This window comes from Nonomuraea sp. NPDC050783 (assembly GCF_040802095.1).
In the GTDB taxonomy this organism is placed as follows: domain Bacteria; phylum Actinomycetota; class Actinomycetes; order Streptosporangiales; family Streptosporangiaceae; genus Nonomuraea.
In genome coordinates this window covers 135,680-158,809 of sequence record NZ_JBFAHK010000004.1, presented here as the reverse complement: position 1 = coordinate 158,809, position 23,130 = coordinate 135,680, and the positions used below count along the sequence as shown (strand labels likewise).

The following is a 23,130-nucleotide window of genomic DNA, read 5'->3' as shown; positions in this document are numbered from 1 at the left end:
GAAACCGCCATCCATGAGGAACGACCTTCAACACGGCGAGCGGCTGCGTCCGGTGGACCTGGCCCGCCCGCACGGCCTGTCCACCCAGGCGGTACGGAACTACGAGGAGGCGGGCATCCTGCCGCCCGCGGGCCGCACGCCGGCCGGGTACCGGGCGTACACGCCGCGCCACGCGCAGGCGCTGCGGACGTTCCTCGCACTGGTGCCCGCCCACGGCCATCCGACCGCGACGGCGATCATGCGGTCGGTGAACGCGGGCGCGGTCGAGGACGCGCTGCGGCTCATCGACGAGAGCCACGCCCAGCTCCTGGACGACCGCCGGACGCTGGAGGCGGTGGAACGGGCCCTCACCGACCTGAGCCCGCCGCCCGACGGCTCCAGCGCTCCCGGGGACGGCTACGGCGGCGCGGACGGGGGCGCGTTCATCGGGCCGCTGGCGCGGCGGCTCGGGCTCCGGCCCGCCACGCTGCGCAAGTGGGAGCGGGCCGGGCTGGTCCGCCCGCGCCGCGACCCGCGTACCGGCTATCGCGTCTACACCGCCGCCGACGTGCGCGACGCCCGGCTCACCCATCAGCTCAGGCGCGGCGGCTATCTGCTGGAGCAGATCGCTCCGCTCATCGAGCAGGTACGCGCCGCCGGCGGCGTGGAGCCCCTGGCCGCCACCATGAACGGCTGGCGCGACCGCCTGACGGCCCGGGGCCGCGCGATGCTCGCGGCCGCCGCCGAGCTGGAGGCGTACCTGGCCACGCCCGCCTGACCCCCCGGCCCGAGGGCCAGAGCCAGGGCCAGGGTCAGGGCCCGGCCAGGGCCAGAGCCAGGGCCAGGGCCAGGCCAGAGCCAGAGTCAGAGCCAGGACCGCACGTCCGCCGGGCCCAGCCGGCACCAGGGGGCTGGGCCTGCGCCAAGGGATCAGCCGCCGACCGGCTCCGCGCGCATCCGGGCCGAGTGCCCGACCAGGGTGATCAGGACCTCCCTGCTCGACTCCCGCTTGCGGGCGTCGCACAGCAGGATGGGGATCGACGGATCGAGCTGCAGCGCCACGCGTACGTCGTCCAGCTCGTACCTCGGCGCCCCGTCGAAGCAGTTGACCGCCACCACGAACGGCGTGCCGCGCCGCTCGAAGTAGTCCACGGACGGGAAGCAGTCGGCCAGCCGGCGGGTGTCCGCCAGGACGACGGCCCCCAGCGCGCCCTCCGCCAGCTCGTCCCAGACGAACCAGAACCGCTCCTGCCCGGGCGTGCCGAACAGGTACAGGACGTAGTCGTTGCTCAGGGTGATCCGGCCGAAGTCCATGGCCACGGTGGTGGTGCGCTTGGCCTCGACCTGGGTGGGGTCGTCCACGCCGATGCCGCGGTCGGTGAGGATCTCCTCGGTGCGCAGCGTCCGGGTCTCGGAGACCGCGCCGACCATCGTCGTCTTGCCCGCGCCGAAGCCTCCGGCGACGAGGATCTTGAGCGCCGTCGGCAGGCGCGAGCGCTCAGAGTGAGCGAAGATCATCGAGCACCGCCCTGTGCACCTTCACGTGACGCATGTCCACCTCGGATCGTGGTTCCTGAGCAGGGGCGACGTGACCGGAGACGCCCTCGGCCAGGCTCGGCGGCCCGGAGGCCACGGCCGACGGGGGTGCTCGCCGTCGGCGCGCTGCAGCCCGTACTGTATGCAGCTTTATGGCGGCATGTAGCCATAAGGTCAGCTACGCGCCGTTTACCATATTTCGCGTATTGTCACACGGGGAAAGTGTATCGATCAACCAAATGGTCGGCACTCCTGTTGCCGACCTTTCCTGACGAACGGCGGACGCGGAACGGATCATCGCATGCGCCTGCATGCGGATCAAGATCGCAGCGGGGGAGGAACGTCGAGTGAGTCTCAGCCGGCCACCGGACGGCGGAGCCGTGGAACGCTGCCGCCGCCTGCTCGAACCCGCCCTCCGCGAGGCGATCGCCGGCCTGCACCCGTGGAACGCGCGGATGGCCGGCTTCGCCCTGGGCTGGTCGGACGCCGACGGCCGCCCGCGGGCCGGGGACGGCGGCAAGGGCGTGCGCCCGGCCCTCGCCCTGCTCGCCGCCGAGGCCGTAGGCGCCGACGCCGGGGCCGCCGTGCCGGGGGCCGTGGCGGTGGAGCTGGTGCACGCCTTCTCGCTGGCGCACGACGACATCATCGACCACGACGAACGGCGCCGGCACCGCGAGACCCTGTGGAAGGCGTACGGTGTGGGGCCCGCCCTGCTGACCGGCGACGCCCTCCTCGCCCTGGCGGTCGCCCAGCTCGCCGCCACCCCGACGGCGATGCCGCTGCTGTCGGCGGCCCTCACCGACCTCGTCCACGGGCAGAGCGCCGACATGGCCTTCGAGAACCGTCCCTGGCACGGGCCGCACGCGGTCACCATCGGCGAGTACACCGAGATGGCGGCGGGCAAGACCGGAAGCCTGCTGGGCGCGGCGGCCGCGCTCGGCGTCACGCTCGGCGGAGCGCCGCCGGAGCTGGGGGAGTCGATGCGGCGGATGGGACGCGACCTGGGAGTGGCCTTCCAGATCGCCGACGACGTGCTCGGCATCTGGGGCGACCCCGCCGTCACCGGGAAACCCGTGCACAACGATCTGCGGCGCGAGAAGAAGACGCTCCCCGTCCTGTGCGCCCTCGCCGGGGACGGTGCGGCCGGGCGCGAGCTGTCCGCCGTCCTGTCGGCGGGCCTGGCGGACGAGGAGACGGTCCGGACGGCGGCGCGGCTGGTCGAGGAAGCCGGCGGCCGCGCCGCCGCCCACGCCCTGGCCGAACGCCACCTCTCGGCGGCCCTCCACACCCTGGACACCCACCTCCCGGGAGCGACGGAACTACGCACCCTGTGCAAATCCCTGACCCACCGCACCCACTGACACCCATCCGCCCGCCCACCCATTCAGGACCGCGCGTACCCGCCCTGAACCCGACGCGGGGCTCGGCCCCAGCTCCGGCTCCGGCCTCGGCTCGGGCGCCAGTTCCGGGCCCCACCTCCGGTCCCGCTCTGCCCCGTCCCCGGCCCTCAGGGCAGTCGTCCTCCCCGAGGGCCGGACGCGTGGCCCGGATCGGTCCCTTGGCTCGACGCCGGGATCGGCTTACTGGATCAGCCGCAGGACCGGTCGCCCGCATCGGCTGCCTGCATCGGCCGCCGGGACGGGCCGCTCGCGTTGACGGTCGGGACCGGCCGGCCGCGTTGGCCGCTCGCGTTGGCGGTCGGGGCCGGCCGGCCGCGTTGGCCGGCCGCGTTGGCCGCCGGGATCGGCCGCTCGCATTGGCCGTCCGGATCGACGTCGGGGTCGGTTTCCTCGATCAGTTGCCGGGGCCGGTTGCCCGGGTCAGTCGCTGGGGCGGGAGGCGGTGTCCAGGAGGGACAGCTCCTCCTCGCTCAACTCCAGTGCCGCCGCCGTCATGAGCGCCCGCAGTTGCCCGACGTCACGCGCGCTGGAGATCGGAGCCGCGACCGTGGGCTGCGCGGCGAGCCACGCCAGTGCCACCGACGCGGGCTCCACCCCGCGATCGCCCGCCACCCGCAGCACCGCCTCCAGGGCGCGCCGCCCGTGCTCGGTGGCCAGGTACTTCGACGCCTGCCCGGCCCGCGGGCTGTCCACCGTCGTGCCCGGCGCGTACTTGCCGGTCAGGAACCCGCGCGCCAGCCCGAAGTACGGCGTGCTTGCCAGCCCGGCCTCCGCCACGACGTCCCGCAGCTCGCCCTCGTACCCGCGCTCCACCAGGTTGTACTCCTGCTGCAACGCCACGTACCGGACGAACCCCTCGTTGTCCGAGATCTTGAGCGCCTCCGCGAGCCGCTGGGCGCCGTGGTTGGACGCGCCGACGTACCGGACCTTGCCCTCGCGCACCAGCTCGTCGAACGTGCCCAGCGTCTCCACCATCGGCGTGTCGTGGTCGTCCACGTGCGCCCAGTAGAGGTCGATGTAGTCGGTGCGCAGCCGCCGCAGCGAGTCCTCCACCGCCGTGCGGATGGTCGCCGGGGCCAGCCCGCGCAGCCCCTCCAGCATGCCGACCTTGGTGGCCAGGACGATCGAGTCGCGGATGCGGCGCTCGGCGAGCCACTCGCCGATGATCGTCTCGGACGTGGAGTCGCCGGTCGCCCAGGAGGGATACACGTCAGCGGTGTCGATGAAGTTGCCGCCACCCTCGACGTACGCGTTCAGAACGGCGTGCGAGGTCTCCTTGTCGGCCGTCCAGCCGAAGACGTTGGTGCCCAGCGCTATGGGAAATACGGACAGATCCGTGTTGCCTATTGATCTCATCCCGCTATTATCCGCGCATCCAATAAGGAGGCCTCGATGGCGCCCCGATTACGTGGATGCCTGATCGGCGCGGTGGTCGCCGGCGGCTTGTTCCTGCTGGGGCTGGCGCTGCTGCTGCCTCGCGGGGAGCAACGGGCCGGCCCGGAACCCACCTCTTCCGCGACCGGAACCTCGGAGCCCGCGACTCCGTCCGCGACCGCGTCCGCCGAGGTGCTCGACGAGAGGCGGCTCGACGAGCGCAGGATGGAGCTCACCATCAGATCCCCCGCGCTCGGGGACGAGACCACCAAGGTCCGCCTGCTGCTCCCGCGCGGCTGGGAGTCCCGCCGCGACTGGCCGGTGCTGTGGCTGCTGCACGGCGGGCTCGACGACCACACCTCCTGGACGGCCAAGACCGACGTCGCCGCGCTCACCCGCGACACCGGCGTCATGGTCGTGATGCCGGACGGCGGCAAGTGCGGCAGCTACTCCGACTGGTGGAACGGCGGCGACGGCGGCCCGCCCCGCTGGGAGACCTACCACCTGCGCGAGCTGCTCCCCCTCCTCGAATCCCGTTACCGGGCGGGCCCGAACCGCGCGATCGCCGGCTACTCGATGGGCGGCCAGGGCGCCATGCTGTACGCGGCCAAGGGCTCCTTCAAGGCGGCCGCCTCGTTCAGCGGCGCGGTGGACATCCTCGGCCCCGGCGTCCCGCAGGCGGTGATGGCCGGCACGGCGGTGGGCTGCTTCGGCACCGACTGGAAGCGCATCTGGGGGGATCCGGAGGCCCAGCGCTCGATCTGGCGCGCGCACAACCCCTACGACCAGGCCGGAAAGCTGAAGGGCGTCGAGCTGTACGTGGCCGCCGGCGAGGGCGACGTGGTGGAGGACCTGGCCAACCGCGCCGCCCGCTCCTTCGCCGGCCGCCTCCACGACCTTCACATCCCGGTACGCACCCATTTCTACCGTGGCGGCCACAACCACACGTACTGGCAGCGCGAGCTCCACCGCGCCTACCCCATGCTCACCGCCGCCATCGGCGCCCGCTGACCCGCCCCGGCCGGGCCGCCTCCACCCCGCCGGTCGCCCGCTCCCCGGCGTGGCGACCGGGCCGGGGCGGCGCTATGGTTCGTGCTGTGGTGACGGGTGACATGCGCACGCGCATCCTGGACGCGGCGGAGGAGCTGTTCGCGGGCTCCGGCTACGAGGCCACACCGACGGCTGTCATCGCCAAATTCGCGAAAGTCCCCAGAGGGCTGGTCGCCGACTACTTCCCTCGCAAGATCGACGTACTGGTGGCCCTCGTCAACGAACGCACCCACATCGAGGAGGGGCGCGACATCGACGCGGTGCCCGGCGACCCGGCGGGCACGCTCGCCCGGCTCGCCCGCGCGCTGCCGCTGCGCGCCTCGCCGGCGATGCGGCGCATCCTGTTCCGCGAGGCCGACACGCACGGCTCGGTCAAGGAACGACTCGGCCGCCTCAACGGCGAGCTGGTACGCCGTGCCCGCTTCGCGCTGGAGCTGGCGCTACCCGGCGCGCGGGGCGACGCGGCGCGGCTGGAGGTCGCGGCGGCCATGTTCGCCGCCGTCCTGCTCTACCAGGAGAACCTCTGGCAGCTGACCGGGCACCAGCTCGACCCCGACGCCGTCGCGGAACTCATCGCCCACTCGCTCGTCTAGCAGCTCGTCCAGCGCCTCGCGCAGATGCCGCAGCAGCCCCCAGACGTCGTCCACGCGCTCGGGGCAGGCGACGAGGCCGAAGTCGAGCATGCCGTCGTAGGAGAAGCAGGTGATGGTGAGCCCGCCGCTCATGTCGGTCAGAACGGATATCGGGTAGTACGACAGGACCCTGCCACCGCACAGGTACAGCGGGAACTGCGGGCCGGGCACGTTGCTGATGATCAGGTTGATCGGCGGGAACGCCAGGCCCGCCAGCCGGAAGACCGCCGGCGTGGCCAGCGCCGTCACCGGGGCGGGCATCAGCGTGCACAGCTCCCGCAGCCAGGTGGCCGGCGCCACGGCGAAACGCCGCTTGGCCTGCCTCATCGTCGCGCCCACCCTCCGCAGGCGCTCGTGCGGGTCGCTGACGTTCGTGGGAACGGGGACGACCATCGCGGAGATCTGGTTGCCCGCCGCGTCCCTGGCCCGGCGCGTACGGACCGCGACGGGAACGGCGACCACCAGCGGCTCCCGCGGCAGCGCGTCCCGCTCGGCCAGCCAGCCGCGCAGGGCCGACGTGCACAGGGCCATGACGACGTCGTTGACGCTGAGACCGCCGGCCCTGGCGACGTTCTTGACGTCCTTGAGCGACAGCGAGCCGAACGAGACGTGCCGCCGCCCGCTGATCGGCCCGTTGAACGGCGTGCGCGGAGCCGACAGGCTCGGCAGCTCCGGTGGGTCCGGCCGCCTCCCGGTCGCCAGCCGCGCGGCCCTCGCGACCGTCCGCGCGCCGGGCAGCCGTGACGCCAGCGGGATGGCGTCCAGGTCGCCGACCATCCTGACCACGGACCGCACGGCCCGCACCGGCTGCGTGGCCGACCGCACGGCGGCCCCCGCCAGCATCCCGACCAACCCGGGCCCGCCGCCCCCACGCTCGACGCCGCCCGGGCCGGATTCGGCGGCCGGCGCACGACCCGCCGGCCGGGCCTCCCTCCCGCCACCCACCCCCTCGTCCACCTGAAACACCCCTCGCACGTCCACGGCTCCGGGCGTGGCGGTGGGCGCGACCCCGGGTGTGCTGTCGGGTACGGCCCCCGGCGTGGTGCCGGGCGTGGTGCTGAGGACAGTCGCGGGCGTGGTGTCGGGCGCGACCCTGGGTGTGGTGTCGGGCGCGATCCCGGGCGTGAGGTCGGACACGGCCCTGGGTGTGGTGCCGGGCACGACCCCTGGCGTGAGGCCGGGCGCGACCCCGGGCGGGGTGCCGTCTGCGGTGCCGTCTGCGGTGCCGTCTGCGGTGCCGTCCGTGGTCCTGTCTGGGGTCCTGTCTGGGGTCCTGTCTGCGGTCCCGTCTGGGGTCCTGTCTGTGGCCCCGTCTGGGGTCCTGTCTGTGGTCGCGTCCACAGTCCTAGGGGGCGGTGAGGGTTGGGAGGGGTGATGGTGGGGGCGGGTCAGGTGGGCGTCGGGGGTGAGGTCGAGGAGGGTGGCCAGGGTTTCGGCGCCGGAGACGCCGTCGATGGCGGCGTGGTGCACCTTCGTGTACACGGCCACCCGCCCCCCGGTCAGGCCGTGGATGAGGTGCATCTCCCACAGCGGGTGCGACCGGTCCAGGCGGCGGGCGTGGAGCTCGGCCACCGCCTCGGCGAGTTGCCAGTCGCTGCCGGGCTGGGGCAGCGTCACCTCGAACAGGTGATTGTCGATGTCGAACTCGGGATCGTGCCCCCAATAGGGGTGGTCGAGCCCCAGGGGGACCTCGACCAGGCGAAGGCTCAGAGCGGGGGAGAGGTGCACCCGGTCGAGCAGGAGCTCGGCCAGCGCGGCCCGGTTGACCGAGCCCTCTCCCGAGTCCAGGATCGCCAGCCCGGCCACGTGCGCGGCGGTGCTCGCGGTCTCGACATTGAGGAACTGGGCGTCGAGCGCGGTGAGCTGGCGCATCTGCTCTCCCTTTTCCGTCCTGCGGGAAGCGTCACACGAGGGGGTTTCCGGAAGGTTTCCGGCAGAGTCTTCCAGATGAATTCACCGGCTCCCCGGACGCTTATGGCGAATCACCAGCTCAGCTTTGGTCCGTGACAATTTCCTAACCGATGACGACCTGGACCGGATGCCTTACCACGGCGTCGAAGTTGTAGCCGAGGGGATGCCGGGGGATCACCAGCGGCTGCGTGGCGCCCGTCTCGTCGGTCGCCCTGGCCATGAGGACGTAGCTGCCCGGCCGCCGGGGAGCCCAGGTGATGTGCCACGGCAACCAGGCGCTGACCAGGCGGTGTCCGTGGTGCTCGGCCTCGCGCCAGGTGAGCCCGCCGTCGAAGCTGACCTCGACCCGGACGATCCTGCCCCGCCCCGACCAGGACCGCCCGTGCAGGACCAGGGGATTGCCGGCGATCCGCAGCAACGCATTCCAGGCGAGCTCGAACGCGCTCTTCACCGGTTGCGTGGTGACCTCCGGGTAAAAGACGGTGTTCCAGGGGGTCAGGATTTTGCTCGTCGAGACCTCTATGTCGCCGAGCCATTTGATCGACGCTATTCCCACCCATCCCGGGACCACCAGCCGTGCCGGGAATCCGTGGTCCGGAGGCAGCCGCTCGCCGTTCATCTCGTACGCCACGAGCACGTCGTCCATCGCCTTGCGGACCGGCAGCGGGCGGCGTACGTGGCCGTAGCCCTCGAACGGCGCGTCCAGGCCGGATGGCACCACGTCCACGGCGTCGGGCCGCAGCCCCGCCTCCTTGAGGAGGTGCTTCAGCGGCACGCCGCGCCAGCGGGCCACCCCGATCGCGCCCAGCCCCCACTGCGTCCCCGGCGCGGCGGCGTGCTGCTGGCGGTCGTAGAACCGGCGCCCGTTGCCCGCGCACTCGATCGCCACGTCGTACGTCCGTGAGGGCATGGCGCGCAGCTCGTCGTAGCTCAGCTCGCGCGGACATCGGATTCCGGGGCCGTGGAGGCGCAGGCGCCAGGTGGTGGTGTCGATGAGCGGCGTGTGGGTGTGGTTGCGGACGAAGAACCGGTCGGTCGGGGTGTGGTATCCCTGCCCCGACATGGCCTCCCAGCGCATCTCGGCGTTGTCGCCGTGCAGCTTGAAGAGGTCGTCGGGCAGGGGCTTCAGGATGGTCGCCGTGGCGTTCTGCATGGCCCTCACCTCATTACTCGGTATTCCCTACCTGTAAACCATTTAATCTCCTTCCGCCACTCTCTGGCCAGCTTCTTTGCCGAACCCAGCCCCTGAGCCGCCCCGCCGGAGGGCCCGAAGGCTCGGCGCCGTACGGGCTCAGGCCGGCGCGTGGGCCATCACGCGGGCCGGCGTCGCGAGGCGGTCCGGCCTCGTCGCGGAGAGCCGTGGCCGTCCTGCGGGGCCGCGACCCGCGGGGCGCGGGCCGTTCCGGAACGGCGGCCGGTGCTCGCGTTCCAGGCCGAGACGGTGCAACGGTCCCCATACCCCCAGATCGCGGCGGCAACGGCGGCGGCCTCGCACGATCCGGGCCCGGCCGCTGCCCGATGACTTCGGGACCACCGGGCGCGCATCGAGCCGGGTGAACCTGGCCGATTGGCCGATCCGGTCAGATCGAGCCGGTCGCCGGGGCGAACCGGGCCGGTCGCCGGTCCTAACGGCATGCCCGCCGGTCCTAACGGCGTGCCCGCCGGCTCTAACGGCATGCCCGCCGGTCCTAACGGCATGCCCGCCGGTTGTGCGCCGGCGCCTCGGAGAGGCGGTCGCCGAGCAGCAGCGCGGCGACCGCCTCCGGGGCCTCGCGCATGGCGTTGTGGCCGGTCGGGAGGTCGTGCACCTGCCACTGGGGATCGGCCTGGAGCCGGGTGCGCAGCTCCGCGAACGGCGTCCGGTCCTCCCATCCCGAGCAGTAGACGAACTCCCGGCGGGGGACCCGGGCGAACGCCCCGGTGAGCCGGATCGCCTGCAGGAACGAGGCGAGGGGATGGGGGCGGCGGCGGGGATCGCCGCCGTCCGGCGGGCGGACGGCGTAGCCGGTGCTCGCGGCGCCGGCGGCGAACGCCTCCCGGTAACGCTCGGTGGTCGACGACCAGCACGACTCGCCGTCGCGCGGCACGTAGGCGTCGAGGTGCACCAGCCGTGCGACCCGGCCGCCGGCGCGGTCGGCGGCCGCGGCGATCACCATCCCGCCGTAGCTGTGGCCGACCAGCGTCGCGCGGGTGACGTGGGCACGATCGAGGAGCCGCAACACGTCGCCGGCGTGTGTGTCGAGGTTGGCGGTCGCGACCGTCGCCTCGTCGTCGTACGGCCGCAGACCGGTCAGCGTCAGGGCGTGAACGGCATGACCGGCACGCTCCAGCAACGGAACCACCGCGTCGAACGCCCAGGAGCCGTGCCAGCCACCGGGCACGAGGACGAACGTCGCCATACGCTTTCTCCTTCTCTCCGATCGATCTCTCCGATCGATCCCGTCGTCGAGGCGTGCCGCCTCCACGACCTGCGGTCAGGCCGGGCGCTCCGCGCGACCGGGGACCACTTGGCGTCAGTCAGTCTCGCCGCCTCCAGGCGTGGCCGACCACCGATAAGATGCCAAGCGATGCCCGTTCGCCGCCAAGCTCCTCCGGCCCCCGGCGTGACGTCGCACACATGGCCGTCCGGCGGGCGCCACCTGTGGCCCTCCGGCGAGACAAGCCCTGTGCAGTCACACGCGCGAGGGCATCTGGTGTACGCGGCCGGCGGCGTCCTGACGGTTCACACCGAGCGCGGCACGTCGATCGTCCCCGCCGACCGGGTCGCCTGGACCCCCGCCGGGTTCACGCACTACCACCGCGCCCACGGCGACACCGACATGCGGATCGTCTTCCTCCCGCCCTCCCTCGCCCGGCGCGTCCCGGACCACCCCGTGGTGTTCCTGGCCTCCGGCCTCGCCCGTGAGGCCCTGCTCGCTCTGACCGGCCCCCGCACCTACGACGTCGCCGCGCCCGGCTACAGCCGCTCCGCGCGCTCCCGCATTCTTCGAGTCCTCGTCGACGAGCTTCGCGAAACACCCGAACAGCCCCTGCACCTGCCGGAGCCGCAGGACGACCGGCTGCAGGCCGTCGCCCGGATGTTGTACGAGAACCCGGCGGACAACACCACGCTGGCCGAGCTCGGCAGGACGATCGGAGCCAGCACCCGCACCCTCAGCCGGCTCTTCCGCCACGAACTCGGCATGACCTTCTACGAGTGGCGCACGCAGCTACGCATCTACCACGCGCTCGTGCTCCTCGCCGACGGCCATGACGCCACCCGCACCGCCTACGCCTGCGGATGGGCCAACCCCAGCAGCTTCATCGCGGCGTTCACCGGCATCATCGGGACGACCCCGGGCCGCTATCAGGCCGGCCGCCGGGCCACCGCCCGCCCGCCCCGGCCCCCGGCGGTGGTCAGGCCCTCGGAGTGAGCCGTGCCCGAGCCCGGGAGCGGCCCCTACGAATCGGGGAGACGTTCGCCCGCGTGGAGGCGTTCGAGCTGGGCGAGCAGGCCGGCGCGGTCGCCGTGGGCACGCAGCCAGCGGCTGGCCCGGCAGGCGGACTTGGCGTAGAGGTGCGGGTCGGCGGCGCCCGCGGCTAACCACTCGTCGAGCGTGGCCGGGAGCGGACCCGTCGGCTCGACCAGGCAGCGGTCGGGGGCCGAGGGGGCGGCCAGGTAGCGGGAGTCGTTGGAGACCACGACGGCCAGGCCCTCGTCGAACCAGTGCGGGACCGCATCGGCGTCGGGGAGGCGGGCGTGCAGCTCGACGTGGGACATCTCGTGCGCGGCGATCACCGGGTTGGCGCCGCGCGGGGACAACATCACCGCCCGGTTGAGGATGGCGATGCCGCGCTCCCCGCCGCCGCCGATGCGCCGGTAGCAGGCGTCGGTCAGGCACACGAGGAGGTCGGGGCTGGTGCGGCGGGCGCCGTAGAAGCCGGTGACCAGCCGGCGGGCCTGGGCGACCGCCTCGGTCACCTGGGCGCGCTGAGCGCCGGTGAGACCGGGCTCGGTGTAGACGCCCTCCTCCAGCTCGGTCAGGCCGTAACAGCCGGGACAGGTGGTGGCGGCCACGGACGGGAAGGCCAGGGCGACCCCGGCCACGGCGGCCACGAGCAGCACCGCCACAGCCGCGGCGAGGCGCGCCCACAGCCGACGGGATCTCTTGCGCACGGGGGCCTCCGGGATGAGCAGGTGGTGCGGCGGGGAGCCGGCGGGGACACTCTTCCGCATTTCGCGGAGGGACACATCCGCCCGAGGTCTGTCAACCCACGGGTTGATCGGAAACCCGGGTGAGAGGCACCGCCGGCTCGGGCTAGGGTGTCGGGGCGTGGAGAACATCCTGGCGGCGGCCTCCGCGGTCCTGGGGCGGAGTCTCGACCGGCCGGTCGATCTGGGCGGGAGCGCGCGGAGCAGCGTCCTGCGGTGCAGGGCAGGCGAGGACGGCGGCACGGTCGTCGTCAAGGCGTACCGGGACGCCGTGGGGTTCGCGGCGGAGGCGGCCGGGTTGCCGTTCGGCGGCGGGTACGGGCCGCGGCTGCTGGCCGTGGACCCGTCGTTCCCGCTGGTCGTCATGTCCGATCTCGGCAGCGGTCCCAGCCTGGCCGACGTGCTGCTGGGGGAGTCGGCGCGGGCGGCGAGGGAGGGGCTGCTCGCGTGGGCGCGCACCTACGGGCGCATCGCGGTGGCCGGGGCGGGGCGGCGGCGGGAGTGGGAGCGGGCCCATGCCGTCCACGCCGCGGGCGGCGCGCGGTGGCGGCCCCTCCGGCACGCCGGCAACGCGCTGGAGGTGCTGCCCGTCGTGCCGGCCGGGCTGGCCGGCGAGCTGGCGGAGCTGGAGGCCGACGGCGACCGGTACGCGGTGTTCTCCCCCGGGGACATCTGCCCGGACAACAACCTGCTGACGGCGGACGGGCTGCGGGTGCTCGACTTCGAGGGCGCCGGCTACCATTCGGCCTTCCTCGACGCGGCCTACGTGCGGATGCCGTTCTCGACCTGCTGGTGCGTGTTCCGGCTGCCGTCCGGGGTGCGGGCCGAGGTCGAGCGCGCCTACCGCGAGGAGGTCGTCGCCGTGCACCCCGAGCTGGGGGACGACCGCGTCTGGGAAGACGGGGTACGCCGCGCCGCGGCGACCTGGACGATCTTCATGACGCTGGTGCTCCTGCCGCGGGCACGCGAGAAGGACGGGCCCATGCACTCCGTCCGGACGCCGGTGCCGACCGAGCGGCAGTTGCTGCGTCACCGGTGGACGCGGCTGCTGGAGGACCTCGACGGCGCGGGCGACGGGCTCGCCGCCGTGCGCCAGGTCGTGCGGGCGTGCCTGGAGACCACCGCGGAATGGGACGTCCCCGAGCTGCCGTGCTACCCGGCCTTCGCCGCCGCGCACGGCGCCTGCTGACCCCGGCCCGCCACGCGGGTCTCACCGGCCGGTCCGGCGGGGGCGCTGTGGCCGGGGGTGCTGCCTGCCTCGGCCAGGACCTGCCCGATCGCGAAGGTGCCGATCGTCGTGATCACGTGCAGGGCTTCGGTGGGGGTGAAGCCCTCGTCGGTGAGCGCCCTGGCGGCGCGTTCCACCGTCCGCAGGCCGCCGGGGGTGGTGACCGGGCGGGTGGCCAGGAGCGGGAGCAGGGCGGGGTGGGCGAGGAGGGCCGAGCGGAACGAGACGGCGAAGTCGCGTGCCCACGCCGGCCACGGGCCCTCCGGATGCACCTGGGCCCGGGACAGGACGCGGTCGATGAGCCCGAGCCGGCCGGGAAGGGCTTCGCGATCGAGGCGATCTTCGTCCTCACGGTGAGGAACGGCAGGATCAGCGAGATCCGGGCGGTCAGCGACCGGCTGGGGTTGTTCTTCCAGCTCGGGTGGGACTGGCCCGAAGCGGCCTGAGGGTCACGGCCGGAGCGGGGCGGGCGGCCCCGCGGAACCCGCCCCGGCCCGGGTCACCGGGAACGGCCCAGGAAGCCCAGCAGGCGCTCCAGGGGCCAGGTGTTGATGACGTCGTCGGGGGTCAGCCACGCCCGCTGCGCGATACCCACGCCGAAGCGCTGGTGCGCCAGGTGCGGGATCGCGTGCGAGTCGCTGTCGATGGAAAACTTCACCCCGTGGTGCTTGGCCAGCCGCACCAGGTCGGAGGGCAGGTCGGAGCGGTCGGGGTAGGAGTCGATCTCCATCGCGGTGCCCGTGCGCGCGGCGGCGCGGAAGACGGCGTCCCAGTCGGCGTCCACCGGCTCCCGCTTGCCGATCTTGCGGGTGGTGGGGTGGCCGATGACGTTGACGTACGGGTTCTCGCAGGCGGTGATGAAACGGCGGGTCATCTCCTCCCGCGACATCGTGAAGTGCGAGTGGACCGAGGCCACGCACACGTCGAACTCCCGCAGCACCTCCCCGGGCCAGTCGACCGACCCGTCGGGGGCGATGTTGAGCTCGGAGCCGTGCAGCAGCCGCATGTCCGGATATTTCTCCTGGAGGCGGGCGAGCTGCTCCCGCTGCTCCAGCGCCTTGTCCAGCGTCATCCGCTGCATCGTCAGGTCGGGCGCGTGATCGGTCACCGCGTAGTAGGCGTAACCGCGGGCGCGCGCGGCGGCCACCATGTCGTCGAGCGAGGCGATGCCGTCGGTCAGGTCGGTGTGCGTGTGCAGGTCGCCCTTGAGGTCGGCCAGCTCCACCAGCGCCGGCAGCTCGCCCCGCAGCGCCGCCCCGACCTCGCCGCCGTCCTCCCGCATCGGCGGCGGGACGTACTGCATGCCGAGCGCGTCGTAGATGGCCTCCTCCGACTCGGCCGCGATCACCCGCTCGCCCTCGAACAGGCCGTACTCCGACAGCTTCCACCCCTTCTTCACCGCCATCTCCCTGACGGCCACGTTGTGCTCCTTGGAGCCGGTGAAGTACTGCATGGCCGCGCCCCACGACTCCGCGGGGATGCGCCGCAGATCGACCTGGAGGCCGGACGTGGTGCGTACCGAGGTCTTCTTGTCGCCGGCGGCGATCACCTCCGCGACGTACGGCCGCGCGCGGAACTCCTCCATGATCGACTCGGGCGCGACCGCCAGGATGTCGATGTCGCCGATCGTGTCCTTCATCCGCCGCAGCGACCCCGCGTACGCGATGCGCTCGGCCGTCAGCGACGCCATCACCTGCTCGGCCAGCGACATGGCCACCCCGATGTGCACCCGCCGGCCGGACTGCTCCAGTTGCTCCACGCCCTTGAGCAGGTTGGCCAGCGTCTTCGGGCCGAGGCCCTTGACGCCCTCCAGCCGGCCTCCCGCGATGGCCTCGCGCAGCGCGTCGGGGGAGTCGATGCCGTATTCCTCGAACAACATGATCGCCGTCTTCGGCCCCAGGCTCGGCACCCGCGTCAGCCTGCGCACGCCCTCGGGCACCCGCCCCCGCAGCTCGTCGAGCTGCCGGAAGCTCCCCCGCTGGAGGAACTCCTCCATCTTCTTGGCGATCGCCTCGCCGACACCGGGGACGGAGCGCACGTCGACCACCGAGATGTCCTCGGGGAACCCGGCGATGGCCTTGGCCGCCTTCTGGTAGCTCCGCACCCGGAAGGCGTCGCCGCCGCAGAGCGCGAACAGCTCCGCGTACTCCTGCAGCGCCGACGCCGCCTCCTCATTCGCCCGCATGCCCATACCCTAGGGGTTCGCACCGACAAGTAACCCTGGCCGCACTCGCCCCGGCCCGCCGGCGCCGGGCCGCTGCCGGGCAGCGCCGTCGCCCGCGCGGGTCAGAGCCGTGATCGCGAGGCGCGCGGAGTATCAGAGGCCAGGGGCTCCACCGGGACACGAGCGGGCATCGGACGATCACGCTCGGGCGAGGGCCAGGTGGACGGTCCCAAGAACTCACCTCTCTGAGCTGCGTGAACGCTTTATCGTGGAGAAGTCGCGTAACCGGAAAAGGGGAAGGCATATGGCCGGATTTGACTGGAATCCCGAACCGGCGACCACTCCTCACAGTGAACACACGGGTATCCGGATAGCGAGAGTGCGACACCTTCGAGGATTCACCCAAGAGGGCCTGGCCATGCGGGCGAACGTGTCACGCAGCCTGCTCGCCAAAGTCGAGACAGGAGCGAAACCCGCCACTCCGTCGCTGGTCGCCGCGGTCGCGAGAGCGTGCGCCGTGGATCCAGCGGAGATCAACGGCCAGCCGTACCGGGGTAAGGACAAAGACAGCGACGCTGTACACGCGACGATTCCGCCGATCCGGATGGCCTTGGCGTACGTGGATATCGCGCCCGAACTCGACACGCCTCCCCGGACGCTGGACGAGTTGCGCAGCGAAATAGCCGAGTTGCGCAAGCTCCAGGAAGCCGCGTCCCATGTCCGTCTCGGTGCTCGTCTGCCCGCCGTCCTGGAGGAACTGACCGTCCACGTCATGGAGACGGATGCCACACGGGCATGGCGCATGCTCAACCGGGCCCAAGCTTTGGCCGGTTCACTGGCACGCCGGTTGGGCTACAACGACCTCGCTCAGGTCATCGTCGAGCGGACCTCCGTCTCCGCGCAGCGTGCCGAGGACGAGCACCTTCCCTGTCTGGTCTCGCTCGGCAGGGCGCGGTTGCTGATGACGCTCGGCGCATGGGATGTGTCCCTCAAGGTGATCGGAAAGGCCGCCGCCAAGATCGACCAGAACAACCCGGTCTCCACCGAGGTCTTCGGCTCCCTTCACCTCAGCGCCGCCATCGCCGCTGCGCGAGCCGGTAGGGAACCGGAAGCCTGGGAGCATCACGGCATAGCCGCAGAGGCTGCGGCTCGGATCAGCCCCCGAGACCGACGCGACCCGTACGGGCTCCAGATGAACCCGCAGAACGCCGCCATCCACGGCTGCGCGGTCGCCGTCGAGCTGGGCGACATCGACGAGGCGATCAGGCTGGACCGCGAACTGGATCCAGGACAACAGAGCGTCGGCGGCGAACGGCGGGCGCATCACGACCTCGACATGTCTCGTGCCCACCTGTGCGCCGGCGATCACGACAGGTCGCTCAAGCGAGTGCTGCACGCCGAACGTGTCGCTCCGCAGATGACCCGTTTCCATCCCTCCGCCAGGGAGACCGTGCGCCAGCTTCAGCGTGGCTACCGGCATCCTCCGGAGTCGTTGCGTCTGCTGACCGAGCGCATGGGCATGTAGACGACAGTCTGTCAAGGGGGCTGATGTGCACAGAGCGTGCACATCAGTCCCCTTTCCCGTCTCTACGGTCCCGGTGAGAGAGCGCTGGTGACCTTGGAGGACGGATGGGACGGGGTACGACGTCAACCGGCGATACGAGCACACACGATCACCCGCCGTCGGCGCGATCCCGGAACTGGGATCCCGACCAGAGGCGCGCTGCTCGGGAGCTGGACTGCTCCGAACCCGGCTGGGTCGTGTTCTACGGACCGTACACGCGGCGCTTCTACGCCATAGCCGCCTGGTCCTCCCCGCATCCGCTCGTCCTGGACGCCGACGGCGTCGGGGAGTTGCGCGAGCTCATGCGCGAGGCGCACGTCGAACTCGGGCTCACCCAGGGTCCGAGGGCCGCGTGAAGGCTCGGAGCCTGTGGCGGATGTCGGGATGTCACGTGCGGGTCTTCAGCATGGAGCACAGCCCGATGACGACGCGCGTGTTCGGACCGCTGATGGTCGGTCACACCGGCCTGGTGCTCGCCGTAATGCGTGACGGCCGTCTCGCTGTCGTCAAGCTCGACGGACCAGAGCATGATCTGCCGAACGGGATACGACGCTGGACGTTCCATTGGGGCGATCTGGTCCAGCTCCCCGGCAGAACCCGGAGCGATTAGTACGCCTCTTCGCGTGCGCTGATGGCGACAAGGGTGTTCCCTTTGCGGCTCCGTCAAAAAAGCCGGAGACGCGACGCGGCCCCGCTGCTGCCGCTCCCGGGCCTGAGCCCAGCTCCGAGACCGGCGGATCTGGTGCTTTCGTGCTCACTTCCGTAGCAGGCCGGCTGATCCGAAGAAGGGTGCTCCCGCCCTGTATGTCCAGCTATGGGCGGAGTTGGTGCTCACGCAGGGATCGGCCCCGGGCCGCGATCCGGCGTCCGGACGGCCGTTTTGCCGCCCGGATGGTCCGGAAGGGTCAGAAGCGGACCTCGCGCGGGCGGTACGGCTGGGTCAGGGACGCCAGTTCCTCCTCCGACAGCGTCACCCCGACCGCCGCCACCGCGTCGTCCACGTGCCGGTCCTTGGTGGCGCCGACGATGGGGGCGGTGACGGCCGGCTGGTGCAGCACCCAGGCCAGGGCGACCTGCGCGGCGGGCAGGCCGCGCTCGGCGGCCACGTGCGCCACCCGGTCCAGGATGGTCTTGTCGTTCTCGGGGTCGTACAGGGCCTCGATGCGCGCGTCCGAGCCGGTCCTGGCGGTCGTGCCGGTGCCGGAGCCGGCCCTGGCGAGCACGCCGCGCGCCAGCGGGCTCCACGGGATCACGCCCACGCCCTGGTCCAGGCAGAGGGGGAGCATCTCGCGCTCCTCCTCCCGGTAGAGCAGGTTGTAGTGGGGCTGCATGGACACGAACCTCGTCCAGCCGTTCAGGTCGGCCACGTGCTGCGCCTTGGCGAACTGCCAGGCCCACATGCTGGACGCGCCGATGTAGCGGGCCTTGCCCGCCCGTACCACGTCGTGCAGCGCCTCCATGGTCTCCTCGATGGGCGTCTCGTCGTCCCACCGGTGGATCTGGTAGAGGTCCACGTAGTCGGTGCCCAGCCGGCGCAGGGAGGCGTCGATGCCGGCCAGGATGTGCTTGCGCGACAGGCCCCCGTCGTTGGGCCGGCGGCTCATCGGGAAGTAGACCTTCGTCGCCAGCACGTAGTCCTCGCGGCGCGGGAAGATCGAGCGCAGGACGTTCCCGGTCACGACCTCGCTCTCGCCCCGGCTGTAGACGTCGGCGGTGTCGAAGAACGTCACGCCCGCCTCGGCCGCCCGCCGGACGATGGGCTCGGCCTGCTCCTGCGGCAGCGCCCACTCCTGCCGGGCCGGATCGCCGTAGCTCATCATGCCCAGGCACAGCCGCGAGACCTTCAACCCCGTGTCACCGAGTCGCGTGTAATCCATACGCTCCACCTTATGGGTGAACGTACTGGTTAACCGATGTGTCGAACGGAAAGTCAGGCTTGTCCAAAAGCGGAAATGACCTTTACAGCGGTGGTGGCGATCGGGTCGATTAGAGGGACTGGAAGCGGGGTGCTCGCGACGCGCCCGGCCCGTGGGCAGGCCGGGCGGCGCGAGGGACGGTGGGGCCGCGGAGCGGGGGTGAGGTGGAAAGAGCGCACCGTAGGGTCCTCGCTTGGGCACGTTCCAAGGGGGACGCCTTGTCCTCCCCCAGGCGGGTGGGCGATCTGGGGCTGGTCGCGGGCGGCACCGCGTTGGCGGTGCCGGTCATGGGCGGGCTGGCGCAGGCCGGGCTGCTCGTGCCGGGGTCGGTCACGCTGCTCGTGCTGCTCGGGCTGCACGCCTGGTTCATCCTGCAGACCCCGGGCGGGCGGCTCGCCGGCTCGTGGTGGATCGTGGCCGTGCAGGCGTGGCTGACGTACCTGCCGCTTCCGGTGTTCGGCGCGGCCTGGACGCCGGTCAGCGGGCTGCTGGCCGGGGCGCTGCTGGTGATGGCGGCCCGGATCAGGTCGGCGGTGCTGGCGCTGCTCGCGCCCGCCAGCGGGCTGGTGCTGCTGGCCGCGCCCCAGCTCTCGGCCGTGGACGTGACCTGGGCGATCGTGGGGCCGCTGGCCGGGCTGGTGGAGTTCGCGCTGGTGACGCTGGCCAACCGGACCGAGCGGCTGGCCGAGGCCCGTACCGACGTCATGCGCAGGGCCGTGGCGCTGGAGCGCCGCCGCTTCACCCGCGACCTGCACGACCTGGTCGGCCACCGCCTCACCGTGCTGGTGCTGAAGGCGCAGCTCGTGCAGCGGCTGGTGGACGAGGGGGACGACGACAAGGCGCGGGCCGAGATGGAGCAGACCATCGAGCTGCTGCGCAGCCTGTCCACCGACGTCCGGGCGGTCGCGCACGGCCTGCGCAGCTCGGCGCTGGCCGCCGAGCTGAGCTCGGCGCGGGCGCTGCTGGAGTCGGCACGGGTGCGCTGCCAGATCAAGGTCTCCTGCCGCGACCTGCCGGAGGAGGCCGAGGAGGCGCTCACGCACGCGCTGCGTGAAGGTGTCACGAACGTCCTGCGGCACGCCGAGGCCCGCCAGTGCTCGATTCATCTCCTGGAGCGTGAACGGCTCATCCGCCTGACACTCCGTAACGACGGCGTGCGCACCTCGCGCCGCCCCGACGGCGCCGGGCAGGGCCTGCTCAACCTGGCCGAACGGATGGCCGGCCTGGGCGGATGGCTGGAGACGACGTCGTCGCGGGCCGGCCAGTTCACCTTCAGCGTGTACGTCCCACGAAAGAAATAATCCATTCCCGATGTATTGTGATGGATTCACAAATTAACTTTAAATAGGCATATTGAGCGCGTGTAGCGTGTAACTAGACCTCAAGCCTCCCGGGCGGCAATCTCGTAAGCACAACGCCTTGGAGGTCCCGCCCGATGGACAAGTACGAGCTCTACTGCCTGGTAGATCCGTGTTTCTACGACACGATCGAGCACACCACGGCCGACGACGCCGACTTCTCCTTCGTGCGCCGCTCGCTTCCCGACAATTGGGTTCACGAGCTTGGCGACCATTGGTCCTATTACGCACCGACCGGCGAGCTCCCGCTGCCGGCGCAGGGTTGGAAGATCCACGTCTCGGCCCGCGTGGACGAGGCCGAGAAGGCCATCGCCGCCGTCTGGGACTACTGCGTACCGCGCGGGATCGCGTTCAAGTTCCTGCGCGGCCCCGCGGTGCACGTCATGGTGAACTCCAAGGCCGCCTCCCGCGCCTCCAGCGGCAAGCTCATCACCGTCTACCCGCGGGACGAGGCCCAGCTCGAAATCGTGCTGAAGGACCTCGACGAGCTGCTGCACGACGTGCGCGGCCCGTACATCCTGAGCGACCTGCGCTACGGCGACGGCCCCCTGTTCGTCAGGTACGGCGGCTTCGCCGAGCGGCACTGCCTGTCGGAGGCCGGCGAGCGCGTGCTGGCCGTCGAGGACGGCGACGGGCGGCTGGTGCCCGACGTGCGCGGCGCCACGTTCTCGGTGCCGCCGTGGACCACGTTACCCGCCTTCCTGGAGCCCCACCTGGCCGCGCGCAACGCCGTGACCACGCTCGGGCTGCCGTACGAGATCGAGAGCGTGCTGCACTTCTCCAACGGCGGCGGCGTCTACCTCGGCCGTGACAAGGTCACCGGCGAGCGGGTCGTGCTCAAGGAGGCCAGGCCGCACGCCGGGCTCGACACGGCCGGCCGCGACGCCGTCACCCGCCTGAAGCACGAGCGCGACATCCTGGACCGGCTGGCGGGCCTGCCCGCCGCCCCCGAGCTGCGCGGCTACTTCACCCTCGGCGAGCACCACTTCCTCGTCCAGGAGTTCATCGACGCCACGGCCCTGCAGCGGCGCCTCGTGCACCGCTTCCCGCTGACCCGCGCCACCTGCACCGACGCCGACCTCGCCGAGTACACCGGCTGGGCGGTCGAGACCCTGGAAGCCGTCACCGCGGCGATCGCCTCCCTGCACGAGCGCGGCGTCGTCTTCGGCGACCTGCACCCCGACAACGTGCTGCTCGCCGAGGGCGGCCGGGTGGTGCTCATCGACTACGAGGTCGCCACGCTCGCCGAGGACAACGCCAGGGCCACCCTCGCGCACCCCGCCTTCGTCGCCCCCGCCGACCGGACGGGCGTGGAGGTGGACCGGTACGCGATGGCCTGCCTGCGCCTCGGCCTGTTCGCCCCGCAGTGCACGGTCATGGTGCCGCTGCACCGCGGCAAGGTCGCGCACCTGGGGAAGATCGTCAAGGAGACGTTCCCGGTGCCCGCCGAGCTGATCGACGACGCCGTGGCCACCATCGCGGGCGGCCCCATCGAGGAGGCCCCGCTCCCCATGCCGGGCGAGGCCCCCTGGCCCGAGCTGCGGGAGGCGATGGGCCGCGCCATCACGGCCAGCGCCACGCCCCACCGCGACGACCGGCTCTTCCCCGGGGACGTGGACCAGTTCCGCCCCGGCGGCGGGCTCAACCTCGCCAACGGCGCCGCCGGCGTGCTGTTCGCCCTGCACACCGCCGGGCTCGGCCCCTTCCCCGAGTACGAGCAATGGCTGCGCGAGCGGGCGTTGAACCCCGCTCCCGGCACCGGGCTCGGCCTCTACGACGGCATGCACGGCATCGCGTACGTGCTGGACCTGCTCGGCCACCACCAGGACGCGCACGACCTCATCGACATCTGCCTGCGCGAGGACTGGGAACGCAGTGAGTCCGCCCTCTACTCCGGCCTGGCCGGCATCGGGCTGAACCTGCTGCGCTTCGGCCACCCCGAGCAGGCCCTGCGCGCCGTGGAGCTGTGCGCCGAGCGGCTGGCCACGCCCGTCCCCGAGATCAGCGGCGGCACCAACCCGCGAGCCGGGCTCCTGTACGGCTCGTCCGGCCCGGCGCTGCTGTTCCTGCGGGCCTACGAGCACACCGGCGACAGCGCGCTGCTCGACCTCGCGGCCACCGCGCTGCGGCAGGACCTGCGCCGCTGCAAGGCCGCCGACGACGGCTCGCTCCAGGTCAACCAGGGCTGGCGGTTGCTGCCGTACCTCGACGAGGGCTCCGTCGGCATCGCCACGGTGCTGGAGCGCTACCTCGCCCACCGGACCGACGAGGAGCTGGCCGACGCGCTGACCAAGCTGAAGCTGGTCGGGCGCTCCCGGTTCTTCGTCCAGTCCGGGCTGTTCACCGGGCGCGCGGGCATCATCGCCGCGCTCGCCCGCGACCCCTCGGCGGATCACCTCGTCAAGGGGCTCAGGTGGCACGCGCTGCCGTACGGGGACGGGCTCGCCTTCCCCGGCGACCAGATGCTGCGCCTGTCCATGGATTTCGCGACCGGAACGGCGGGGGTGCTCTTCGCCCTCTGCGCAGCACTGGGTGACCAGCGGGCCCACCTGCCGTTCCTGGAGGCCGCATCCCCCGAGCGGCCTGCTCCCGACGATACCGAGGAAGGAGGTGTACACCATGGTTCTTCTTGACCTGCAGGGTCTGGAGGCTCCGTCGGCGACCGACGTGGCCAGCGGCGGCAGCAGCCTGACCGTCGCGACGTGTGGCAGCCACACGCCGAGCAACCTGAGTGTCGCGCTCTGCCACTGAGCAGAATGACATTCGGAACGACATAGGGTCCCCGCGCCGTTCGTGGAGGCGCGGGGACTCCGTCTACGGTACCGA

Annotated in this window: 21 protein-coding genes and 1 pseudogene; 13 read left to right on the top strand and 9 right to left on the bottom strand. The window is 72.0% G+C overall.

The window, feature by feature from the left end:
* The first annotated feature begins 13 nt into the window (after positions 1-13).
* Positions 14-757 carry a TioE family transcriptional regulator gene (locus AB0H75_RS12175; protein WP_367794679.1) on the top strand — a complete coding sequence of 248 codons (744 nt, stop codon included), beginning with the start codon at positions 14-16 and terminating at the stop codon, positions 755-757.
* Positions 758-909: 152 nt separating this feature from the next.
* Here the strand turns inward: AB0H75_RS12175 and AB0H75_RS12170 are convergent, their stop codons facing one another.
* On the bottom strand, positions 910-1,497 hold the full coding sequence (locus AB0H75_RS12170; RefSeq protein ID WP_367794676.1) for an ATP/GTP-binding protein: 588 nt from the start codon (positions 1,495-1,497) through the stop codon (positions 910-912).
* 365 nt (positions 1,498-1,862) lie between these two features.
* Between AB0H75_RS12170 and AB0H75_RS12165 the strand changes: the two genes are divergently transcribed.
* Positions 1,863-2,876: a polyprenyl synthetase family protein gene (locus AB0H75_RS12165; protein ID WP_367794673.1), complete on the top strand. Its 1,014-nt coding sequence runs from the start codon at positions 1,863-1,865 to the stop codon at positions 2,874-2,876.
* A gap of 459 nt (positions 2,877-3,335) precedes the next feature.
* On the opposite strand, the gene AB0H75_RS12160 is transcribed toward AB0H75_RS12165, so the two are convergent.
* Complete coding sequence (locus tag AB0H75_RS12160; RefSeq protein ID WP_367794670.1) at positions 3,336-4,271, bottom strand: aldo/keto reductase; 936 nt, start codon at positions 4,269-4,271, stop codon at positions 3,336-3,338.
* Between the two features lie 36 nt (positions 4,272-4,307).
* On the opposite strand from AB0H75_RS12160, the gene AB0H75_RS12155 reads away from it, so the two are divergent.
* Positions 4,308-5,300 carry an alpha/beta hydrolase gene (locus AB0H75_RS12155; RefSeq protein WP_367794667.1) on the top strand — a complete coding sequence of 331 codons (993 nt, stop codon included), beginning with the start codon at positions 4,308-4,310 and terminating at the stop codon, positions 5,298-5,300.
* 101 nt (positions 5,301-5,401) lie between these two features.
* A complete protein-coding gene (locus AB0H75_RS12150; RefSeq protein WP_367794664.1) occupies positions 5,402-5,932 on the top strand; it encodes a TetR/AcrR family transcriptional regulator in 531 nt (176 codons plus the stop codon).
* Positions 5,933-5,944: 12 nt separating this feature from the next.
* Here AB0H75_RS12150 and AB0H75_RS12145 read toward each other — a convergent pair.
* The 3 genes and pseudogenes from AB0H75_RS12145 to AB0H75_RS12135 all read right to left on the bottom strand — a co-directional run.
* A pseudogene (locus AB0H75_RS12145) lies at positions 5,945-7,843 on the bottom strand (wax ester/triacylglycerol synthase domain-containing protein); the annotation flags it as partial.
* Between the two features lie 142 nt (positions 7,844-7,985).
* Entirely contained in the window at positions 7,986-9,035 is a 1,050-nt protein-coding gene (locus AB0H75_RS12140; RefSeq protein WP_367794661.1) for a sulfite oxidase, read from the bottom strand.
* Positions 9,036-9,570: 535 nt separating this feature from the next.
* Entirely contained in the window at positions 9,571-10,281 is a 711-nt protein-coding gene (locus AB0H75_RS12135) for an alpha/beta fold hydrolase (protein WP_367794658.1), read from the bottom strand.
* A gap of 267 nt (positions 10,282-10,548) precedes the next feature.
* On the opposite strand from AB0H75_RS12135, the gene AB0H75_RS12130 reads away from it, so the two are divergent.
* On the top strand, positions 10,549-11,295 hold the full coding sequence (locus AB0H75_RS12130) for a helix-turn-helix domain-containing protein (protein ID WP_367794655.1): 747 nt from the start codon (positions 10,549-10,551) through the stop codon (positions 11,293-11,295).
* Between the two features lie 26 nt (positions 11,296-11,321).
* Here the strand turns inward: AB0H75_RS12130 and AB0H75_RS12125 are convergent, their stop codons facing one another.
* A complete protein-coding gene (locus AB0H75_RS12125; RefSeq protein WP_367794652.1) occupies positions 11,322-12,098 on the bottom strand; it encodes a hypothetical protein in 777 nt (258 codons plus the stop codon).
* Between the two features lie 97 nt (positions 12,099-12,195).
* Between AB0H75_RS12125 and AB0H75_RS12120 the strand changes: the two genes are divergently transcribed.
* Positions 12,196-13,263, top strand: a complete 1,068-nt coding sequence (locus AB0H75_RS12120; protein WP_367794649.1) for a hypothetical protein — start codon at positions 12,196-12,198, stop codon at positions 13,261-13,263.
* Here the strand turns inward: AB0H75_RS12120 and AB0H75_RS12115 are convergent.
* Positions 13,227-13,574 carry a TetR/AcrR family transcriptional regulator C-terminal domain-containing protein gene (locus tag AB0H75_RS12115; RefSeq protein ID WP_367794646.1) on the bottom strand — a complete coding sequence of 116 codons (348 nt, stop codon included), beginning with the start codon at positions 13,572-13,574 and terminating at the stop codon, positions 13,227-13,229. The two genes, AB0H75_RS12120 and AB0H75_RS12115, sit on opposite strands and share 37 nt — an antisense overlap.
* Here AB0H75_RS12115 and AB0H75_RS12110 point away from each other — a divergent pair.
* A complete protein-coding gene (locus tag AB0H75_RS12110) occupies positions 13,569-13,748 on the top strand; it encodes a hypothetical protein (RefSeq protein WP_367794643.1) in 180 nt (59 codons plus the stop codon). The two genes, AB0H75_RS12115 and AB0H75_RS12110, sit on opposite strands and share 6 nt — an antisense overlap.
* Positions 13,749-13,801: 53 nt before the next feature.
* Here AB0H75_RS12110 and polX read toward each other — a convergent pair whose 3' ends face one another.
* Positions 13,802-15,487, bottom strand: coding sequence for a DNA polymerase/3'-5' exonuclease PolX (gene polX, locus AB0H75_RS12105; protein ID WP_367794640.1), 1,686 nt, complete (start codon positions 15,485-15,487; stop codon positions 13,802-13,804).
* Between the two features lie 283 nt (positions 15,488-15,770).
* Here polX and AB0H75_RS12100 point away from each other — a divergent pair, with 283 nt between their 5' ends.
* From AB0H75_RS12100 to AB0H75_RS12090, 3 genes are all read left to right on the top strand, one after another.
* Complete coding sequence (locus AB0H75_RS12100; RefSeq protein ID WP_367794638.1) at positions 15,771-16,991, top strand: helix-turn-helix domain-containing protein; 1,221 nt, start codon at positions 15,771-15,773, stop codon at positions 16,989-16,991.
* 236 nt (positions 16,992-17,227) lie between these two features.
* The gene (locus AB0H75_RS12095) at positions 17,228-17,386 is read left to right on the top strand and encodes a hypothetical protein (RefSeq protein WP_367794635.1); all 159 of its coding nucleotides are present in this window, start codon (positions 17,228-17,230) and stop codon (positions 17,384-17,386) included.
* Positions 17,387-17,451: 65 nt separating this feature from the next.
* Complete coding sequence (locus tag AB0H75_RS12090) at positions 17,452-17,640, top strand: hypothetical protein (RefSeq protein WP_367794632.1); 189 nt, start codon at positions 17,452-17,454, stop codon at positions 17,638-17,640.
* Between the two features lie 295 nt (positions 17,641-17,935).
* Here AB0H75_RS12090 and AB0H75_RS12085 read toward each other — a convergent pair whose 3' ends face one another.
* Positions 17,936-18,907 (bottom strand): aldo/keto reductase, encoded by a 972-nt coding sequence (locus tag AB0H75_RS12085; protein ID WP_367794629.1) that lies wholly within the window; start codon positions 18,905-18,907, stop codon positions 17,936-17,938.
* A 257-nt stretch (positions 18,908-19,164) separates the two neighbouring features.
* Between AB0H75_RS12085 and AB0H75_RS12080 the strand changes: the two genes are divergently transcribed.
* The 3 genes from AB0H75_RS12080 (at position 19,165) to AB0H75_RS12070 (ending at position 23,055) form a co-directional block, all read left to right on the top strand.
* The gene (locus tag AB0H75_RS12080; protein WP_367794626.1) at positions 19,165-20,247 is read left to right on the top strand and encodes a sensor histidine kinase; all 1,083 of its coding nucleotides are present in this window, start codon (positions 19,165-19,167) and stop codon (positions 20,245-20,247) included.
* A gap of 134 nt (positions 20,248-20,381) precedes the next feature.
* A complete protein-coding gene (gene lanKC, locus AB0H75_RS12075; RefSeq protein ID WP_367794623.1) occupies positions 20,382-22,937 on the top strand; it encodes a class III lanthionine synthetase LanKC in 2,556 nt (851 codons plus the stop codon).
* The gene (locus tag AB0H75_RS12070; protein ID WP_367794620.1) at positions 22,924-23,055 is read left to right on the top strand and encodes a SapB/AmfS family lanthipeptide; all 132 of its coding nucleotides are present in this window, start codon (positions 22,924-22,926) and stop codon (positions 23,053-23,055) included. The genes lanKC and AB0H75_RS12070 overlap by 14 nt, the downstream gene beginning before the upstream one ends.
* Positions 23,056-23,130 lie beyond the last annotated feature (75 nt).

Excerpts from the sequence above, each read along its gene's own strand:
- AB0H75_RS12125 (WP_367794652.1), bottom strand. The coding sequence starts at position 12,098 with ATGCGGAAGAGTGTCCCCGCCGGCTCCCCGCCGCACCACCTGCTCATC.
- AB0H75_RS12135 (WP_367794658.1), bottom strand. The coding sequence starts at position 10,281 with ATGGCGACGTTCGTCCTCGTGCCCGGTGGCTGGCACGGCTCCTGGGCG.
- AB0H75_RS12070 (WP_367794620.1), top strand. The coding sequence starts at position 22,924 with ATGGTTCTTCTTGACCTGCAGGGTCTGGAGGCTCCGTCGGCGACCGAC.
- AB0H75_RS12175 (WP_367794679.1), top strand. The coding sequence starts at position 14 with ATGAGGAACGACCTTCAACACGGCGAGCGGCTGCGTCCGGTGGACCTG.
- AB0H75_RS12090 (WP_367794632.1), top strand. The coding sequence starts at position 17,452 with ATGACGACGCGCGTGTTCGGACCGCTGATGGTCGGTCACACCGGCCTG.
- AB0H75_RS12155 (WP_367794667.1), top strand. The coding sequence starts at position 4,308 with ATGGCGCCCCGATTACGTGGATGCCTGATCGGCGCGGTGGTCGCCGGC.
- AB0H75_RS12150 (WP_367794664.1), top strand. The coding sequence starts at position 5,402 with ATGCGCACGCGCATCCTGGACGCGGCGGAGGAGCTGTTCGCGGGCTCC.
- AB0H75_RS12170 (WP_367794676.1), bottom strand. The coding sequence starts at position 1,497 with ATGATCTTCGCTCACTCTGAGCGCTCGCGCCTGCCGACGGCGCTCAAG.
- AB0H75_RS12085 (WP_367794629.1), bottom strand. The coding sequence starts at position 18,907 with ATGGATTACACGCGACTCGGTGACACGGGGTTGAAGGTCTCGCGGCTG.
- lanKC (WP_367794623.1), top strand. The coding sequence starts at position 20,382 with ATGGACAAGTACGAGCTCTACTGCCTGGTAGATCCGTGTTTCTACGAC.
- polX (WP_367794640.1), bottom strand. The coding sequence starts at position 15,487 with ATGCGGGCGAATGAGGAGGCGGCGTCGGCGCTGCAGGAGTACGCGGAG.
- AB0H75_RS12160 (WP_367794670.1), bottom strand. The coding sequence starts at position 4,271 with ATGAGATCAATAGGCAACACGGATCTGTCCGTATTTCCCATAGCGCTG.
- AB0H75_RS12110 (WP_367794643.1), top strand. The coding sequence starts at position 13,569 with ATGCACCTGGGCCCGGGACAGGACGCGGTCGATGAGCCCGAGCCGGCC.
- AB0H75_RS12140 (WP_367794661.1), bottom strand. The coding sequence starts at position 9,035 with ATGCAGAACGCCACGGCGACCATCCTGAAGCCCCTGCCCGACGACCTC.
- AB0H75_RS12100 (WP_367794638.1), top strand. The coding sequence starts at position 15,771 with ATGGCCGGATTTGACTGGAATCCCGAACCGGCGACCACTCCTCACAGT.